The organism is Enterovirga aerilata, from assembly GCF_013044135.1.
GTDB classification, from domain to species: Bacteria; Pseudomonadota; Alphaproteobacteria; order Rhizobiales; family Beijerinckiaceae; genus Enterovirga; species Enterovirga aerilata.
This window is the reverse complement of record NZ_JABEPP010000004.1, coordinates 410462-428335: the sequence shown is the minus strand read 5'-3', so window position 1 is coordinate 428335 and position 17874 is coordinate 410462. Positions and strand designations below refer to the sequence as shown.

At 65.7% G+C, this 17874-nt stretch carries 17 protein-coding genes; 5 read left to right on the top strand and 12 right to left on the bottom strand.

What is annotated here, in order from left to right:
• Nucleotides 1-91: 91 nt before the first annotated feature.
• From HJG44_RS16040 to HJG44_RS15995, 10 genes are all read right to left on the bottom strand, one after another.
• Nucleotides 92-394, bottom strand: coding sequence for a metal-sensitive transcriptional regulator (locus HJG44_RS16040; RefSeq protein ID WP_171219343.1), 303 nt, complete (start codon nt 392-394; stop codon nt 92-94).
• 145 nt (nt 395-539) lie between these two features.
• On the bottom strand, nt 540-1310 hold the full coding sequence (locus tag HJG44_RS24260) for an aminoglycoside adenylyltransferase domain-containing protein (RefSeq protein ID WP_171219342.1): 771 nt from the start codon (nt 1308-1310) through the stop codon (nt 540-542).
• Nucleotides 1307-2692 carry an adenylate/guanylate cyclase domain-containing protein gene (locus HJG44_RS16030; RefSeq protein WP_171219341.1) on the bottom strand — a complete coding sequence of 462 codons (1386 nt, stop codon included), beginning with the start codon at nt 2690-2692 and terminating at the stop codon, nt 1307-1309. Before HJG44_RS16030 ends, HJG44_RS24260 begins: the two co-directional genes overlap by 4 nt.
• A gap of 235 nt (nt 2693-2927) precedes the next feature.
• A complete protein-coding gene (locus HJG44_RS16025; RefSeq protein WP_171219340.1) occupies nt 2928-3431 on the bottom strand; it encodes a hypothetical protein in 504 nt (167 codons plus the stop codon).
• Between the two features lie 105 nt (nt 3432-3536).
• Entirely contained in the window at nt 3537-4121 is a 585-nt protein-coding gene (locus tag HJG44_RS16020) for a copper-binding protein (protein ID WP_246736282.1), read from the bottom strand.
• Nucleotides 4122-4296: 175 nt separating this feature from the next.
• Nucleotides 4297-4596 carry a copper-binding protein gene (locus HJG44_RS16015; protein ID WP_171219338.1) on the bottom strand — a complete coding sequence of 100 codons (300 nt, stop codon included), beginning with the start codon at nt 4594-4596 and terminating at the stop codon, nt 4297-4299.
• A 24-nt stretch (nt 4597-4620) separates the two neighbouring features.
• On the bottom strand, nt 4621-5106 hold the full coding sequence (locus tag HJG44_RS16010) for a cupredoxin domain-containing protein (protein WP_171219563.1): 486 nt from the start codon (nt 5104-5106) through the stop codon (nt 4621-4623).
• Between the two features lie 25 nt (nt 5107-5131).
• Nucleotides 5132-6556, bottom strand: a complete 1425-nt coding sequence (locus HJG44_RS16005; RefSeq protein WP_171219337.1) for a multicopper oxidase family protein — start codon at nt 6554-6556, stop codon at nt 5132-5134.
• A 73-nt stretch (nt 6557-6629) separates the two neighbouring features.
• Nucleotides 6630-8162 carry a TolC family protein gene (locus HJG44_RS16000; protein ID WP_430395068.1) on the bottom strand — a complete coding sequence of 511 codons (1533 nt, stop codon included), beginning with the start codon at nt 8160-8162 and terminating at the stop codon, nt 6630-6632.
• 1119 nt (nt 8163-9281) lie between these two features.
• Complete coding sequence (locus HJG44_RS15995; RefSeq protein WP_171219336.1) at nt 9282-9494, bottom strand: heavy-metal-associated domain-containing protein; 213 nt, start codon at nt 9492-9494, stop codon at nt 9282-9284.
• A gap of 329 nt (nt 9495-9823) precedes the next feature.
• Here HJG44_RS15995 and HJG44_RS15990 point away from each other — a divergent pair, with 329 nt between their 5' ends.
• From HJG44_RS15990 to HJG44_RS15970, 5 genes are all read left to right on the top strand, one after another.
• On the top strand, nt 9824-10930 hold the full coding sequence (locus HJG44_RS15990) for an acyltransferase family protein (RefSeq protein ID WP_171219335.1): 1107 nt from the start codon (nt 9824-9826) through the stop codon (nt 10928-10930).
• 729 nt (nt 10931-11659) lie between these two features.
• Complete coding sequence (locus HJG44_RS15985) at nt 11660-12055, top strand: FixH family protein (RefSeq protein WP_171219334.1); 396 nt, start codon at nt 11660-11662, stop codon at nt 12053-12055.
• Nucleotides 12052-13503: an efflux RND transporter periplasmic adaptor subunit gene (locus HJG44_RS15980; protein WP_171219333.1), complete on the top strand. Its 1452-nt coding sequence runs from the start codon at nt 12052-12054 to the stop codon at nt 13501-13503. Before HJG44_RS15985 ends, HJG44_RS15980 begins: the two co-directional genes overlap by 4 nt.
• The gene (locus HJG44_RS15975; protein WP_171219332.1) at nt 13500-16664 is read left to right on the top strand and encodes an efflux RND transporter permease subunit; all 3165 of its coding nucleotides are present in this window, start codon (nt 13500-13502) and stop codon (nt 16662-16664) included. Before HJG44_RS15980 ends, HJG44_RS15975 begins: the two co-directional genes overlap by 4 nt.
• A gap of 23 nt (nt 16665-16687) precedes the next feature.
• Nucleotides 16688-17161: a DUF411 domain-containing protein gene (locus tag HJG44_RS15970; protein WP_171219331.1), complete on the top strand. Its 474-nt coding sequence runs from the start codon at nt 16688-16690 to the stop codon at nt 17159-17161.
• Between the two features lie 8 nt (nt 17162-17169).
• On the opposite strand, the gene HJG44_RS15965 is transcribed toward HJG44_RS15970, so the two are convergent.
• Together HJG44_RS15965 and HJG44_RS24450 are read right to left on the bottom strand one after the other, a co-directional pair.
• Complete coding sequence (locus HJG44_RS15965) at nt 17170-17400, bottom strand: GDCCVxC domain-containing (seleno)protein (protein WP_171219330.1); 231 nt, start codon at nt 17398-17400, stop codon at nt 17170-17172.
• 4 nt (nt 17401-17404) lie between these two features.
• Nucleotides 17405-17818 (bottom strand): mercuric transporter MerT family protein, encoded by a 414-nt coding sequence (locus HJG44_RS24450; protein ID WP_430395072.1) that lies wholly within the window; start codon nt 17816-17818, stop codon nt 17405-17407.
• Nucleotides 17819-17874: the final 56 nt, after the last annotated feature.

Below are 17874 nucleotides of genomic sequence, written 5' to 3'. Positions count from 1 at the left end.
ACAGCCTTCGACAGGCTTTCTGCCGAACATCGATCCCATGTCCCACGCACGGCAGCGGCTTCGCCGAGCACCGCCCTTCGTCAGGCGAGGCTCATCCGCTGCGGGACATCAGAGTTGCGATCTCGTCCGCGAACTCCCGGCGCTTCTTCTCCGGCATATCGCTCGCAACGGACGCCTGGATGAGCGCTTCGATATGATCCCGGACCATGTCGGACTGCACGCGCCTCAGCGCTGCAATGACGGCATCGATCTGGTGGCCGATGTCGATGCAGTAGCGCTTGTCGGTGACCATCTGTTGGAGACCGCGCACCTGTCCTTCGATACGCCTCAAACGAGGCAGCTGCCGCTCGTGCTCGACGGAGATACCGCCGTGGTCGTCCTCTGAAATCGCCATCCTGACTACGTCTAGCACGAGCCAACCTCGCCAGCGAGATGTAGGTGTCTCGACAGCCCCTGCGAAGGTCCTTCGGCGGCAATATCCTATCGTGTCTGCTCACGAGTCCCCGGCGGCGCGGCCCCAGGTCAGTGCCGTGGCACGCCTACGCTACCGACGCGAGCCCGTGCATATCGTGTACGACCATCCGGATGAAGTCCGTTGCCCGGTCGTACGACAGATCCGAGGTGGCAGAGAGCGGATCTCGGCGGACGCGCAATGCGGCGTCGATGATCGGCGTCCACTCACCGTCAAATGTCACGATGCCGTACAAGCCTGCCTTCGTCTTTGACGTCAGCGTAGCGGTCGCGAGCGTGAAATGAAGGCGCGCGATCCCGAGAACATAAGAGGATAGAGCGCTTGGCCGCGCCCGCGACGTTCCGCAGGGCACCTGTCCTGCAGCCGCCTGGGCCTGCGCCATCACCGCACGGTCGACAGCTTTGGCGGTGAGCCAGGTCGGGGCGCCGCGAAGACCGTCTCCCCGAACCGGCTCGCCGCATTCCACGAGGGCCTTCCACGCCAGTGCTGTCCGCCCCCGGGAGCCGTCCGCGTCGAAGGCTCCGAGGCGAACGCACGGCCCCCTCGGCACCGGCTCGTTGGCGGCCAGCTCGAACCTCTCCAGGTATGCTCCATCGAGAAGGCAGGCAGGGTTCTCCTCTGCGAGGCGGCGGTGTACCTCGGCCACTCTCGCCCTCGTGGCCGTCGACGAAATACTCTCCACCACCGCGGCGAAGTTCACGTCGCTGAGGCCGGGCCGGAAGTCGTCCTGCACGGCGGAGCCAATAACGTACGCCTCTGTCACAAAACCCGGCAGAGCCTCATCCATGGCAGCCAGGTAGCAGTGCATCGTCTGGGCAGCACGGGGGTCGAGTTTCACGAATGTGCCTCCCCGGGCGCGCGCCTTCCAGCGACTGCCAACGTTTGTCGGTCGGGCCGGCTCAAGAGCGACGGTTCTGCTTCGGTTGATCGGACCATGGTGGTCGACGAAGCCGGGACCAGCAGCGCATACAATTCCGGGAGACTGTTCGCCTGCGTGGGAGGTGCCAGTAGCCGAGGCTTGAGTGCGGCAAGCCTGGCAGGAGGCACGACGCTGATCACCTCACCGGACGCAATCGCGTCGCAATCAGCTTCCTTGGCGCGCCGCTCGATGCGCGACAGGTCGTTCATGCTAGGTCCGAGCACGGTGAATTCAGCCCGGCGGCCATCGTCAAACACCCCCGCCAACACCTCCCCAGCATGAAGGGCGGCTATCACTCTGATTGGCTGGTCGTCCGTGCGGCCGTCTTCCGAGTTCAACTCAGCGATTGCGCGGAACACTCCCTCAACGGTTGCGACCGCTCGCGACGCCTGGTCGGCCCGATCTCCTGATAGAAACAGCGCGATGACGCCATCACCGACGTACTTGTCGACGATCCCACCATAACCCGTGACCGCGTCGTGCACCCGCGCCCGGAAACTCAGGAGGAGGCTCACCAACTCCGCAGGCGGCATTCGTGACGCAAGGACCGACGATCCCCGGATATCGACGCTCAGCAGGGTGGCATGCTGCGCCGCCACACTCGCGGTGCCGCCCTGGCGGATGACCTCGCTCGCCACCCCGGATGGCAGGAACCTGGCGAGGATCAGGCGTTCTTCCCAGGCCCGCAGCGTAGAAGCGGCGGCGCCCCTCATCCAAACCGCGGCATAGAGGACGAAGGCGGCCGCGGCGAGGAACGCCGCGAGGGCGGTACCCTCACGCCACAAGAACGAGGCAGCATGTTCGCCTGCCACCATCGATCCGGACACAAGGACCGCCGAAGCGAGCCAGCCCGTCGCGACCAGACCCGAGAAGGTCAGGACCAGCGATGGCCGCAGGCGCAAGCCCGTCTGCAGAAGGAACAGAAAGGCCGGCAGCCGAGCGACGGCTTCGGTGCCGTGCCGGGACACTGAGGCGCCGAGAGGTAGGTGATCGGCAATCACATAGACCGCGATGGCGGCATCTACGCATGTCGCCGCCGCGGGAAGCCACCTCGCGACGGCTCGTGCCCGCACCCTTGTGCCGGCAGCGACAGCCAGCGTGGCGGCACCGTAGGCCGCGAGCACCACCCAGTGCCCCACGCGGTGGCCATGGCCGTAATCAGCAAGCGCGCCTGCGAAAAGGACAAATAGCACGCCCAGGCGCGGTACAAGCGCCTGCCGATCAAAGCTCGCTTCGATCCGTGCTGGTAGGTCGTCGGACTGCCACCGCAGGGCGAGCGGCTGTGGTCGGATCTCGATCATCGCCCGCATCAACCAGACCGCGCCGCCCTGAGGCGCAGCGCATCACCGATGACGCTCAGCGACGGAAGCGCCATAGCTAGTGCCGCGACCCTGGGCGAAAGGTGGATTCCCAGGAGCGGATAGAGGACGCCCGCCGCACGGGGCACCCCGGCAGCGGTGACGATGAAGGCCAAGAAGTCTGCCGCCGCAACGAGGCCCAGCTCAAGTCGCGCCGTTCTTGGTCTTGCTCGGACCATCACTCTCGTGGCTCCGGGAGAGAACCCGTGCTGCTCGGGTCGCCCTTTGCCGCCCCACGCACGGCGTGGACGCTGATGGGGGTCTCGAACCGTCCAAGCAGAAGGGTGCCAGGTATGACGGCGCCGGCCGGGAGATCCGTCTTCAGCGGGCCGACCTCAATCCAGAACGTCCTGCGGCTGAGCTGTGCTGTCTCGCCGGGCTCGACAGGAACGCCTTGCATGGCTGTGCTGTGGCTGGTGCCGAGAAAGCCCATGACCCGGGACGGCTCGCCGGTGCTGAGCCTCAGCCCCATGACGGTGACCGGGGAAAGCCCTTGGTTCTCTATGGAGAAAGTCACCCGCGTGGTTTGCCCGGCGCGCGCCGGGGTGGCGGTGATGCCCTCGACCAAGATCTCACCCGCGACGGCGGTTTCGTCATCGGCCAGGACGGGCCCTGCCAGCACTGCTGCGGCGAGTGCAGCGGCGCACGCCGTCGTGAGTTTTCGAAAGGCCTGGGTCTTCATAAACACTGCTCCGAATGGTGGGACGGGCGGAGGCCGAAGCCTCCGCCCGACATCGCAGCCGCCGCCGAGGGACCACGAAACACGGCGGCCGACGATGGTTTGCGTTCAGCGGCTCTTCTGGATCCTGGTCACGGTGATCTGCCCGTTGACCCGATCAGCGCTGAACTGGATGCGGTCGCCCTTCTTGATGGTCCGAACCATCGCCGGGTCGGCAGCCCTGAAGACCATCGTCATCCCGTCCATGTTGAGGTTCGGGATAGGGCCGTGCTCGATGGTCAGCTTTCCTTGAGCCGTGTCGACGCTTTCGACCTTGCCTGCCACGAGGGGAAGGTTCGCCGCCGGTTGCGCCGACGCTCCTGCGGGAGCGGGAGGTGACGCCGGAGGAGCGCTCGGCGACGTCGGCGCAGCTTGTGCCTGTCGGTCCAGCGGGCCTGATCCGTGCGGCGGCTGGTCGGGTTGAGCCTTGTAGTCCGCTTGGCGGCTTCTGACCTGCCACTCCTTAAGTTCGCTGATCTGCTTGCCCGTTTCGTCCTCCAGGCGCTGGGCAAGCTGACGAAGTTGCCTGTCACCGCCGTATTCCAGCTGGGTCTTCGCCAAGAAGACCAGGTCTTCGTGGTGCGCGATCAGCAGGGCGGCGAAATCCTTGTCGGGATCGCCCGTGAGCTTCAGGTCCTTGAACCGGTTGTTCATCACCTCGCGGACGCGCTCGAAGGCCGGGCCTGCGCCCCTCGCGGGTTGGGCTTGAGCCACGTTGAGCGGGGCCGCGAAAGCGGCACTCGCGAGGACTGCGACACACAGGGACACTCGACAGATCATGGCGTTCTCCTCGCGGGGAAAGCCGGGCGAACCCGCCCGGCCGCTAGGCTCATTTCGCCTTCTGGATCTTGGTGACCGTGATCTGTCCGTTCACACGCGCGGCCGTGAACTGGACCCGGTCACCTGTCTTGACCTGCTTCAGCATCGCCTTGTCGCCCGCCCGGAAGACCATCGTCATGGCGTCCATGTCGAGGTTGGGGATGCGCTCGTGGTCGATGGAGATCTTCTCTGCTGCAGCGTCGACCTTTGTGACCTTGCCCTTGACGAGCGGAGCCGCATCTTGCGCGAAGGCGGCCACCGGGAAGGTCGCGGCGATGAGGAGTCCGAAAACTGTCTTACGATTGATCATGGCTATCTCCGATGTTTCCTGTTGTTACTTGACGACGATGGTACCCTTCATCCCGGCTTCGAGATGACCTGGGATGAGGCATGCGAATTCGAACTCACCGGCTTTCGTGAACTGCCAGATGATCTCGCCCGACTTCTTGGGGTCGAGCCTTTTGGCATTCGGGTCGTCGTGCTCCATGTCAGGGTTCTTCTTCATCTCCTCGGCATGCTTGCGGTTTTCGTCGACCGTCGCGATGACGAACTCGTGCGCGAGCTCGCCCCCGTTCTGCAGCTTGAACCGGACCTGCTCACCGCGACGGACTTCGAGCTTGTCCGGGAAGAAGAGCATCTTGCCGTCGGTCTCCCGCATTGAGACCGGGACGATCCGCGCGGGCTTTTTGGGATCGCCAGGTTTCCCGTAAGCCGTCTCGCCGCCGGCTCCGTGGGAATGGCCTGCGCCGCCAGGGCCGGCGAGTACCACTGTTGACGAAAGCGTGAGTGCGGCGACCGCCGCTGCCACTATGGGTTTCATGGTCTGCTCCAGTTTGATCTTGAGGTCAGTGATTGCCGTGTCCGCCTGAGCGGGGCGCACGCTTGCGGGGATCGACGGCGCGCAACTCGGCGCTTTGACCCCGCCCTGCGCGGGGCGTGTTGGGCGCGCGCTTCGGTTCGGGGAGCGGGGCGCCCGTCCACTCGTAGGCGACCGTGCCTTCCGGGTGCTTGTACCAACCGGGGTCGGTGTAATCGCTCGAAGCGATGCCCGGGCGGACCTTCACGGTCGTGAACATCCCGCCCATCTCGACGGGACCGAACTGCGCATAGCCGGTCATCATCGGCAGCGTGTTGTCGGGGAGCGGCATCTCCATGGAGCCCATCTCCCCCATGCCGCTGCCGCCCATCGGCATGTAGCCGGGGGCGATCCGCTGGATGCCCTTGGCGGTCTGCTTCATGTTCACGCCGATGTAGGTCCGAACGTCGTGTCCCATCGCGTTCATGGTGTGGTGGGACTTGTGACAATGGAGCGCCCAGTCGCCCGGAACGTCCGCGACGAACTCGAACGCCCTCATCTGGCCGACCGCGACGTCGACCGAGACCTCGGGCCAGGCCGCCTCCGGATTGACCCAGCCCCCGTCGGTGCCCGTGACCTTGAAGTCGTACCCGTGCATGTGGATCGGGTGGTTCGTCATGGTCAGGTTCCCGAACCGCACCCTGACCTTGTCACCCTGGCGCACGACGAGCGGATCGATCCCGGGAAAGACCCGGCTGTTGAAGCACCAAAGGTTGAAGTCGAGCATCGTGTTGACCTTCGGCACGTAGCTTCCGGCCTCGATGTCGAAGGCGTTCAGGAGAAAAACGAAATCACGGTCGACCCGTCGTTCGGCCGGATCTCGGGGGTGGACGACGAAGAAGCCCATCATGCCCATCGCCATCTGGACCATCTCGTCCGAATGGGGGTGGTACATGAAGGTCCCGCTCTTCCGCAGGATGAACTCGTAGACGAACGTCTTGCCCGGAGGGATGGCAGGCTGGTTCAGCCCTGCAACCCCGTCCATGCCGTTCGGAAGAAGCTGGCCGTGCCAATGCACGGCCGTGCCCTCCGGCAGCTTGTTGGTGACGAAGATCCTGACCTTGTCCCCCTCGACCGCCTCGATGGTGGGACCGGGGGACTGGCCGTTGTAGCCCCACAAATGCGCCCGCATGCCGGGCGCGAGCTCACGTACCACCGGCTCGGCGATCAGGTGGAACTCCTTCCAATCGCCGTTCATGCGCCAGGGCAAGGACCACCCGTTCAGAGTGTAGACCGGCTGGTAGTCCGGCCCCGTGTTCGGGTGCAGCGGCGGCGCGGCAGCTGCGTCGGTCTTGATCGGCGCCTCGGGCAGGCTGGCGGCCTGCACGCGGCCGCTCACCATCGACGCGCTTGCCAGGGCCAGCCCGGCGCCGCCGACGCCAAGGAGCCCGCGTCGCGAAACAGGTTTGCTCATGTCTGGTCTCCCACGCGAGCGTGTTGATCGAGAGATCGGGATTGCCATCGTTGGAAGGTCAACGTGTGCGACATCAGTGTCCCCCCGCCTCGCCACCGCCGGCCGCGGCGGGAGATCCGCCTTCTCCCCCGCCGCCGGCACCACCGGCGCCGCCACCCACGAGGGCGCCCTTCAGGTCAGTCGCGGCGAGCCAGAAATCCCGGCGGGCGTTGATGGCGTCGACGTTGCTGAGGATGCGGGCGCGCGCGTCGATGATGAGGCGCGTCACGTCGATGAGCATGCCGCTGTACTGAAGCAGCGACTCGTCCTGGATCGTCTTGCGAAGCGGCAGGACACGACCCTGGTAGTACCTGGCGAGTTCGTGATTGCCGCGGTACCTGAGATAGGCTTCCCGGGCTTCCGAGCGTGCGTTCACGGCGCGCTCCGCGAGCCGGTTCGCCGCGGCCATGTACGTCTGCTCGGCGTTCCTGACCGCGCTGGCGCCAAAGTCGTAGAGCGGAATACGGAATTCCACCTCGAAGCCGCGGCGCCGGACCCGGTCGCGCTCGACCTCAACGTCCCCATCCGCTGCGACGGTTACGGTCTTCTCGCGTTCGTACGTGTCGCCCAGGCCAAGCTCGAAGTCGTTGACGAAGCGGATCGCGGAGGTGAGGCCAAACTGGCCGGCGAGCGACGTGAGCTCCGTGCGCATCGCCTTCAGGTCCACGCGTTGTTCGAGGGCCTGCCGCTCGATCTCGCGGGCAGTCTGCAAGCGCGACGGGAGAGGCGGCAGGGACGAGGGAAGCCTGAAAGCCACGTCTCGCCCGTACAGCCCGAGCTGGCGGACGAGGCGCTCTCGCTCGACGCCTTGTTGAATGCGGGCTCGCGCTAGCTGCGCTCCGAGCTCCACGTAGAAGGCGTGCTCACGGGCTTGTTCCAGCTTATTCAGTGCACCCGTCTCGCCGAGCTGCTTCGCGAGCGTGGAGGCAGACTCGGCCGAAGCGAGCGCTTGTTGAAGGAACGCGACCTGCTGGTTCGCGGCGACGGTGCGGTAGAACTGCCGCCGCGCCTCCAACCCGACGCGCAGCACGGCCTCGGCGGTGCGATAGCGGGCTGCTTCGAACCGCCGCTCAGCGATGGCGGCGCGGGCCGGCAACGTCGCGAGTTCAAAAAGGCCGATGATGATCTGGCGTTCGATCTCCAGGGACAGGTTACCGGTGAATTTCGATGCCGAGATCGTCAGCGGCGGCGGGAGGGTCGCCTGCACATAGACGGCCTCGGCCACACCCAAATCGTTGAAGGAGGCCTGCAATCCACGGTTCTTCAGGATCGCGATCTGCACCGCGCTGTCGGGCGTCAGCGGCCGGCGGATGAGCTGTTCTGCTCGTTCCTGCGCCGAGACGGCCTCGGCCTGGTTCGTGACCTTGACGATGTCAGTCCCGAGTTCGGCGGCGGCGACGTTTCGCGCCGTCGACAGTCCGGCATCCTCGGAGAATCTGGCACATCCGGCGAGCAACAGGGCCATCGCGCTTGCGCCCGCAAGGTGAGCGAGCCCGGTTCGCGCTCCGCGCTTCCTACCGTCGCGCGAGCGCTGCCCGCTCGCCTCCCACTCCATGCTCTCGCGCATGATCACTGCCCCTGACCGAGCTGTTCCGCTCTGGTGGTTGTCGAAGGCGCGGCTGGTTCGCCGCGTGGATGTTCGATGAAGCGGCATGGCCGTCCGGCGGCCGAGCTCAGCGGCCGCGGCGAGCGCTGCCTGCGCTCGTGTCGCCGGGGGCGGGCCGCGCGCCCGGTGCAACCCGTTCGTTGAGTTCACGCCAGTCGCGGGGAGACACAACGTCGAAGCGTTGCACGCCCGCTGTGACCGGTGCGTAGCTGGTCGGGCGGACTGAAACGGTAGGATCGGCCGGCTTCAGGAGCCAGTTCGATCCGGTCGTGGGAACGCACGCCCCAAGCGCGAGCGCGGTTGCGGTGAGCCAAATGAGCCTTGCCATGTTCGATCCGTGGGACGGACCGCCCAATGCACATCCACGTCGGGCCCAGCGCATTCAGCGCGTAGGCGTGACGCCTCGGTCACGAGATCAGATGGCAAAGAATGCGAACCGCTCTAGACGACGGGAGCTGCGTCGTTCTGTTGGACGACGAGCGCTCGGATCGCGGACACACGTCCGCTGTCGTCAGGCGGTCCTGGGTGGCCGCTCGATGGAAAACGGCATACCGCCGCCCACTTGATCGTCTTGCAGCATTAGACGGACCAGTGGCCGGGCGAACGGCACACTCAGCGTGGCCCCGAAGGCCGGGGAGAAGACGTGACAACCGAACCCGCAGCACTGTGATGAGCAGCGCTTCCCCGTCGAGGGGCTCGCGTCATCGACGCTGACTGACCCGACGTCGTCATCCATGTCTGCCGAAGCGTGCTGGTGCGCGGGATCGTGGTCGTGCGCGGAGGCCTGCCCGTGTCCGGAAACGTGGTCGTGCTCGTGGGCCGACGAACCGGGCTCGTGCACGTGAGCACTGGACTCCCCACCGTGCGCGTGGCCGGCCAAGGCTACGAACGCGGTCGCACGCGATATGCCGGCGGGGAAAGCCGCCAAGCAGATCACGACGATCAGCGTGAGTATGGGCCGGATTGAACGCAAGTAGCTGGTGCTTTGCTTCGCCGCGTACGTGTCTCACGGACTTTGGCGTGGAGGCAAGCCCCCCGCCAATCCCGTCCGGTTTCAGCCGCTGCTGTGCGAGTGCGTGACTATTCGGCCAGCGCTTCCGAGACACTCGTCTCGAAGCCCGTGGACTTCAACGCTTCGACAACCTTGGCCTCGTCGGGTGCCCCTCGAACAGTGACCTTGCGCTCTGCGAGTTGGATCTCGACTGCAGCCTGGGGCGCGACAGCCCTTATCGTGTTGGTGACCCCGTGCGCGCAGCCGCCACAGGACATGTTCGCTATCTCAAGGTGAAGCATGACTGGCCCATCGTTCGAAGACCGCAATGTGGGGCTTCCCACCGTGGGAAGGTCAAGAGCTCTCGGCAAAAGCCTCTGCTGACCCGCGTTGACGCACGACGCTGTGGACGATCCTATACCCGCATGGGGTAACACGCCGTCCGGAGAGTGGTAAAGCTGCTCCCCCGCTCCCCGGAAACTTGGTCTACGTTGTTCGCAATGGAATCGTAACAGATGAGCGAGGATAATCAGCGCCCTGATGGCGAGGGTGCTGGACTCATACCCTTGTCGGGTACCGAGACTTACGTTGCCGCGGCGGGTCGTTCGCGCCGCATTCTCACGAGGCTCCGGTGATTGGAAGACCCAAGTACCTGGTTGAGATCCTCAGACCGGAAAACAACAACTTCGGGCTGCTGCGGCTGATCGCGGCAGCCTCGGTCGTCGTGACGCACGCATTCTGGCTTACGACCGCGGACGATGCTCAACAGCCGCTTTCGGCTCTGGGCCACAAAAACCTCGGCCATCACGCAGTCAATGTCTTCTTCGTCCTGTCTGGCATCCTTGTGGCGGGGAGCCTCGACCGTTCCAAGTCGATGAAATCCTTTGTGGCCAGTCGCGCGCTTAGGATACTCCCTGGCCTGCTCGCCTGCACGTTGTTTACGGCGTTTGTCGTCGGGCCGCTGGTTTCGTCAACTTCGCTGGGTTCATACTTCAGTGACGCAAGGACTTGGCTGTACCCGATCCAGGTGACCGCGATGGCCAAGATCTCGGCCGGCCTGCCTGGCGTGTTCGCCACCAATCCTGTGCCGAATGTAGTGAACGAGTCGCTCTGGACGCTGAAATACGAGGTGCTCTGCTACACGGTATTGACGCTCCTCGCAGTCTGCGGTGCGCTACGTTCGACCCGCCCGTTCGTCGGGGTGCTGGTACTGTCCGCTCTGATCCTCGTGCGGATCACGTTCCGGCCCGCAGATCCGACCAACCTTTCTCCAATCGACCATTTCGCGCGTTTTTGGCTGCTCTTCTTGCTAGGAGTGGCCTTCCATCATTTCCGCGCCACAATCCCTCTCAGGTGGTCGCTGCTGGCGGCCGCTGTCCTCGTTTGGTGGGCGGGATCGGCCACTCGCTTCGAACCCGTGCTCACGTTTCTCGCGACGGGCTACGGCGCGATTATGCTCGCTTCATTGCCGGGCGGCTGGGCCAGGGACTTCGCCAATCAGCACGATCTATCGTACGGCATCTACATCTACGGATGGCCGGTGACGCAGGCCCTCGTTTGGTTCCGCCCAGGGATAACTTCGCTGGCCGCGGCGGCTCTTTCACTGCTGCTCGCCGCCGTTCTGGCGTGGGCCTCGTGGACCCTGGTTGAGCGGCCCAGCCTCGACCTGAAAAAAAGGCTCAGCCGCGCATCATGGCGCCGCTCGGAACCGTCGTCGGTGGTCGGGGTGTCAACGTGAAAAGAGAGGACTTCGCATCAAGAAGCGGCACGGGATCGCAACGTTGATGGTGGTGGCTTCGACTGGGGCCCAGAGGAACCGTGGATCAGCTTGAGTCGGCGATGATTAGTCTGTGCTTACGTGACACCTGCTGAGGCAGCCGACCTAACGGTGCCGGATCGGCGTTAAGCGGAACCGAATACGCAGTCTCCTCACGAGCCGAGCGGCGCCTCCAGCGCCACCGCGACCTTCGGCCGTGCCGGAACCACGTAAGGAGCCTTCCGGGCCATTCCGTTTCATGACATTATCGAGCCGTGGCTTTCCTCCGCGCCATATCCCGCATGCTCTCGATCCTTGCGGTCGTGAGCATCGTGCTCGCCCCGGTCGCCGCACCAGCGGCCGGCGACATGCGCGCGTTCGGGTCGGAGACGGCAACTTCGATGGACGAAGGTATGCCGTGCTGTCCGCCCGACGGGCCGCCCCCGCCGGACTGTGCGAAGGCATGCCCGCTTGCGACGGCTTGCGTTTCAAAGTGCATGGGGAACGTGGCCGCCGCTAGCGCGCCGCTGCTCCGGCTGGCCCTCGACCGCCGGGTGGCACTGCACGACGATAGCGTCCCGGTTGGCCTAAAACCCGACCCGCTGCCGCACCCGCCCAAGGCCTGAGTTCGACGTCCGGCGCCATGCCGGAAGCTGCCGCATCTGCGGCACACGACCGCTTGCGGTCGAGGTCGAACCGGGAGATCCAGACGTGAAGAAGATCGTACTCGCGCGCGTCGCCGGCGCAGCGCTCGCCTTGGCCGTCCTGAGTGGACAGGCCCGTGCAGACATCAAGGACTACGAGTTCCAGATCATCGACACCGAGCTGAAGCAGGGCGACGCCGTGCTTGCCGTCCGCCTAGTCGACAAGCGCAACGGAAAGCCGGTGCCGGACGCCGTGGTGTTCGCCACCCGCATCGACATGGCTCCGGACGGCATGGAAGGCATGACGTCCAAGATCGAGCCTGCGCCCGCCGCGGAGCCCGGTACCTACCGCTTCAACGTGAAGCTCACGATGGCGGGCAATTGGAGGCTTTCCCTGGCGGCGAAGGTGCAGGGAGAGACCGGCACGGTCGAGAACAGGCTCACGTTCAAGGCCGTCAAATGAGCCGGACAGCGATCCTCGCCGCTACCCTGGTTGCGTTAGCGGCCGGGGGTGGCGGGTATCTCGCCGGCCGCGAGGAGGCCCGATTGCCGGATCTCGTCGAGACCGCCCGGGCCAGCTTCCAGCAATGGACAGGTGGGGCACGACCGCAGGAGGCGACCGCCGCAGCTGCGACCGGACCTGTCGTCTACTACCGCGATCCGGACGGTAAGCCCGCCTACTCTCAGGAGCCGAGGAGCACGCCGGACGGTCGTGCCTTCGTGGCCGTGCGCGCCAGCGAGGACGTGAGCTTCGATGACGAGCCCGAGCCCGAGCCGGCTTCGAACGCTTCAACGGATAATCCGGCCGGCGCGAGACGGGTTCTCTACTACCGAAATCCAATGGGCCTGCCGGACACGTCGCCCGTGCCGAAGAAGGACTCGATGGGGATGGACTACATCCCCGTTTACGAAGGGGAGGCGGAGGAGGGGAACGTCGTCAAGGTTTCGCCGGGCAAGCTCCAGCGGACCGGGGTGCGTTCCGAGCCAGTTGAGCAGCGGGTCGTGTCGCGTCCCGTTCGCGTGCCCGGGACGGTCCAGCTGGACGAGCGCCGAGTCACGGTGGTCGCGACGCGCTCGGAGGCGTTCATCGACAAGGTGGAGGGCGTCACGACCGGCGACCGGGTCCGGAAGGGCCAGCCGCTCGTCAGCGTGTACTCCCCGGAGATCAACGCCGCCGGCGCGCAGCTGATCTCCAACCCCGGCTTCGAAGGCTCACGGCGACGGCTTGAGAACCTGAACGTTCCACCGGAGGCAATCGCCGAGATGGAGCGGACACGTAGGGTCCCGATGGCCGTCACGTGGTCGGCACCGCGGGACGGCGTCGTCCTTGAGCGGAACGCCGTCGAGGGAATGCGGGCGGGGCCCGGCGACACCCTGTTTCGCATCGCCGACATCTCGACGCTCTGGGTCCTGGCGGACGTGCCCGAGTACGACCTCAGCAGCGTGAGGACGGGGCAACCTGTGTCCGTCCGGGTGCGCTCTGCGCCCGGACGTTCCTTCGTCGGCAAGGTCGCCCTGATCTACCCCCAAGTGAGCAAGGAGACCCGGACGACGCGTGTGCGCATCGAGTTGCCCAACCCGGAGGCGCTTCTCCTTCCGGACATGTACGCGGACGTCGAGATCGCGACAGGCGCGGGCCAGCCCGTCGTCGCGGTCCCGGAGGACGCCCTCATCGACACGGGCGCGAGGCAGGTCGTGCTGCTGGACAGGGGCGAAGGTCGCTTCGAACCGCGCCAGGTGAAGGTCGGCACGCGCGGCAACGGATTCGTGGAGATCCGGGAGGGTGTCGAACCCGGCGACCGCGTGGTGACGGCCGCGAATTTCCTCATCGATGCCGAGAGCAACCTCAAGGCTGCCCTGCAGGCCATGGCCTCCGCAGCAACCGTGCCCAACGAGGGACAAAAGCCATGATCGCACGCCTTATTGGCTGGTCGGCCCGGAACCTCGTCCTCGTTCTGATCGGGACGGCCTTCGCGGTCGCCGGCGGCTTGTACGCGCTACGAACGCTGCCGCTCGACGCGATCCCGGACCTCTCGGACGTCCAGACCATCGTCTACACGGAGTATCCCGGGCAGGCGCCCCAGGTCGTGGAGGACCAGGTCACCTATCCGCTCACGACGGCGATGCTGACTGTGCCCCGGTCAAAGGTCGTGCGCGGGTTCTCCTTCTTCGGGGTCTCGTTCGTGTACGTGATCTTTGAGGACGGGACTGACCCGTACTGGGGGAGGAGCCGCGTCCTCGAATACCTGAACGGCGCGGCGAAGCGTTTGCCAGCGGGCGTGACGCCGACACTCGGCCCGGACGCGACCGGCGTCGGTTGGGTGTACCAGTACGCCATTCTGGCGAAGCAGCGGACCCTCGCCGAGCTACGCTCCCTCCAGGACTGGGTCGTGCGCTTCGGCCTCTCGCGCGGGGAAGGCGTTGCCGAGGTTGCCAGCGTCGGTGGCTTCGTGAAGCAGTACAACGTCGTGGTCGACCCCAACCGGCTCCGCGCGCAGGGGATCAGCCTCGCGCGTCTGCGGGAAGCCATCCGGGCCAGCAACGCGGACGTGGGCGGCAGGACCGTCGAGCTCTCCGAGTTCGAGTTCATGGTGCGCGGGCGTGGCTACGTGAAGAGCGCGGCCGACATCGCCAACATCGTCCTCAAGACCGAGAACGGGACGCCGCTGCGCGTGTCGGACGTGGCCCGGGTCGAGCTCGGCCCCGACGAGCGGCGAGGCATCACGGAGCTCGACGGCGAAGGAGAGGTCGCGGGAGGCATCGTGCTCCAACGCTTCGGCGCGAACGCGCTCAACGTGATCGAGAGCGTCAAGAAGCGGGTGGCCGAGGTTGCTGCAAGCCTTCCGGCGGGAACGGAGATCGTCCCGGTCTACGACCGCTCCCAGCTGATCGAGGCGGCTATCGAGACGCTCAAGGGCACCCTCGTCGAGGAGAGCGTGATCGTGGCGCTCGTCTGCATCGTATTCCTGCTCCATCTCCGCAGCGCGCTCGTCGCGATCCTGATGCTTCCAGTCGGCATTCTGATGGCGCTCGGTGCCATGCAGGTGCTCGGGATCGGGGCCAACATCATGAGCCTCGGAGGCATCGCCATCGCGGTCGGGGCGATGATCGACGCGGCCATCGTCATGATCGAGAACGCCCACAAGCACCTTGAGCGGGCACCTCCTGGAAAACCGCGGACTGAGGTGCTCGTCGAGGCAGCGGCGGAAGTCGGGCCCTCACTGTTCTTCAGCCTCCTTGTCATCACGGTGTCCTTCCTGCCCATCTTCACGCTGGAGAGCCAGGAAGGGCGGCTCTTTGGACCGCTCGCGTTCACGAAAACCTTCGCAATGGCCGCCGCGGCGCTGCTGTCGGTCACGCTCGTGCCGGCGCTCATGGTGCTCTTCGTGCGCGGTCGAATCGTCCCGGAGCACAAGAACCCCATCAACCGGTTCCTGATCTGGGTGTACCGCCCCGTGATTGCCGCCGTTCTCAGGGCACGGGTACTCACCATCCTTGTGGCTCTCATGGTGCTCGCGGCAACGGTTTGGCCGGCGCGGCAACTCGGGTCGGAGTTCATGCCCGACCTGAACGAGGGGACGCTGATGTACATGCCGACGACCCTGCCGGGCCTGTCCGTGACGAAGGCGGCCGAGCTCCTGGCCACCCAAGACCGGATCATCAAGTCGTTCCCGGAGGTCGCGTCCGTCTACGGCAAGGCCGGCCGCGCGGCGACGGCGACCGACCCGGCCCCCACCGAGATGTTCGAGACCATCATCACTCTAAAGCCCCACGGCGAGTGGCGCGACGGCGTCACACTCGCGAGCCTCAAGGCGGAGATGGACAAGGCGCTCCAGTTCCCGGGCGTTTCGAATGCCTGGACGCAGCCGATTCGGGCGCGGATCGACATGCTCGCGACCGGCATTCGAACTCCGGTCGGCATCAAGGTCTTCGGCAACGACTTAGCGGAGATGGAGAAGGTCGCGCGCCAGGTGGAGGCCGTGGTGAGGTCCGTCCCCGGGACGTCGAGTGCATACGCCGAGCGCGTGATCGGGGGCTACTTCCTCGATATCGTTCCCGACCGGGTGGCGCTCGGACGCTACGGGCTGACGGTCGGCGACGTACAGGACGTCATCTCGATGGCCTTGGGCGGCGAGAGCGTCACCAACACCGTCGAGGGTCGAGAGCGCTACACCGTTAACGTGCGGTACCCGCGAGCCTTCCGCTCCAACCCTCAGACCATCGCGAACGAGGTGCAGGTACCTATGCCAGGCGGCGGGACTGTACCGCTCGGCGAGGTGGCAATGGTGCAGCTGACCCGCGGTCCCACCTCGATCCGCACGGAGAACGGGCAACTTGCCGTGTACATCTTCGTGGACATCTCCGGCCGGGATCTCGGGGGTTACGTCTCGGAGGCGCGTCAAGCCGTCGCGAGCGAGGTCAAGCTGTCTCCGGGCACGACCGTGCAGTGGAGCGGTCAGTTCGAGTATCTCGAACGCGCCGAGGCCCGGCTTCGCATCGTCGTGCCCGTCACGCTCTTGATCATCTTGCTCCTGCTCTATCTGAACTTCAGGCGGCTGACGGAAACGCTGATCGTGATGCTCTCCCTCCCCTTCGCGCTCGTCGGCGGCGTCTGGCTCATGTGGTGGCTCGGCTTCAACATGTCGGTCGCGGTTGCAGTCGGCTTCATCGCGCTCGCCGGCGTCGCTGCCGAGACGGGCGTGATCATGCTCATCTACCTCGATCATGCCCTCGCGGAGATCCGGGCGGCGCGGGAGAAGGAGGGGCGGCCACTAACGCGGGCCGACCTGCGGACGGCCATCATGGTGGGCGCGGTCGAGCGCGTTCGGCCGAAGATGATGACTGTCGTAGCCATCATGGCGGGGCTTGTTCCGATCCTCTGGAGCACCGGCGCGGGGTCGGAGATCATGCAGAGGATCGCCGTTCCCATGATTGGCGGCATGGTGTCCTCGACGGTCCTGACCCTGGTCGTAATCCCCGCCATCTACGGCCTGGTGAAGGGACGGCGGCTGCCGGACGTCGAAGGCGCCTCACAGCTTCACCTGCCACCCAAGACCGCAGCCGCAGCCTAACGGAAGTGACAAGGAGATCTGAGATGGACACGAAACTGACCCGCCGAGGCCTGCTCGCGGCCGTCGGGGGAGCAGCCTTGCTCGCCCCCTGGAGCGCTGGAGCCCAGACCTACCCTGAGCTTACGGTCACCAAGGACCCGAGCTGCGGCTGCTGCGCCGCTTGGATCGAGCACATGCGCGCGGCGGGCTTCTCCGTCACGGTCCGGGACGCACCGGTGAACCCATTGAAGGTGAAGCTCGGCGTGCCACGCGACCTCGCGTCCTGCCATACAGCGCAAATCGACCGGTACGTCGTCGAGGGCCACGTGCCGGCCAGCGCCGTAAAGCGGCTTCTCGCGCAGAGGCCGGATGCGATTGGCATCGCTGTTCCGGGCATGCCGGTCGGCTCGCCCGGAATGGAGGTTGAGGGGACCGAGCCGGACACCTACGACGTCGTCCTGTTCGGGCCGCAGGGGCGACGGGTGTTCGCGCGATACCGTGGGGGTCAGGAAGCGTGATCCTGCCGCTACAGAGGGGCTGAGCAACAAGCCGGAGTTCGCCCGCTTTCCTGTGCCTCTTGGATTGGAGGACATGGCACATCGCCATAGGAGCAGAATACGCAGCAATCGCCTGCCTTGGGCCGCAGGAGCGAGCCGCAATCGGCGCACTCGAAGAAGAACTGACAGGCGTTGGTGGGCATCGCTTCCACCGACCGATGGCCGCAGTGCGGGCAGGTCAGGGTCGAGTTGAGCTGCATCGGTTCACCCCACCGCCGTCTGCGCAATTGGCTCGATGAACGGTTCCCAAAGAAGTGCCAGGAGAACCAGCAACGTCCCGACACCGAGCAGGGCGACCGTTTTCTTCGATGATGGAGAGGCTTCGCACGACCGCCCAGCGCAGGCCACGGAACGCCCCCGCGAGTGCAACGCCCAGGCTGTCACGATTGCCAGAATAGCCCCCCCGATCAGAACCGGCCTCACGCTGGTCAGGCGCTCCAGCCCGCTGAGCACCGCTCCTGTCGCGCCGAGGCTTACGAGCGCCACTGGCAGGGCGCAGCAGGACGAAGCGGCGACCGCACCCAGCCCTGCAACGGCGCCGAACCCTGCCAGCCATCCTGTCGAAAGGACTGGCAGGCGTTTTCCCAAGGACGATGTATGCGGCTGGGAGATGACCATGTTTGGTGGTTTTGACATCATCGTGGCAATCTGCACCCCGTAGTTGCTACAGGGTC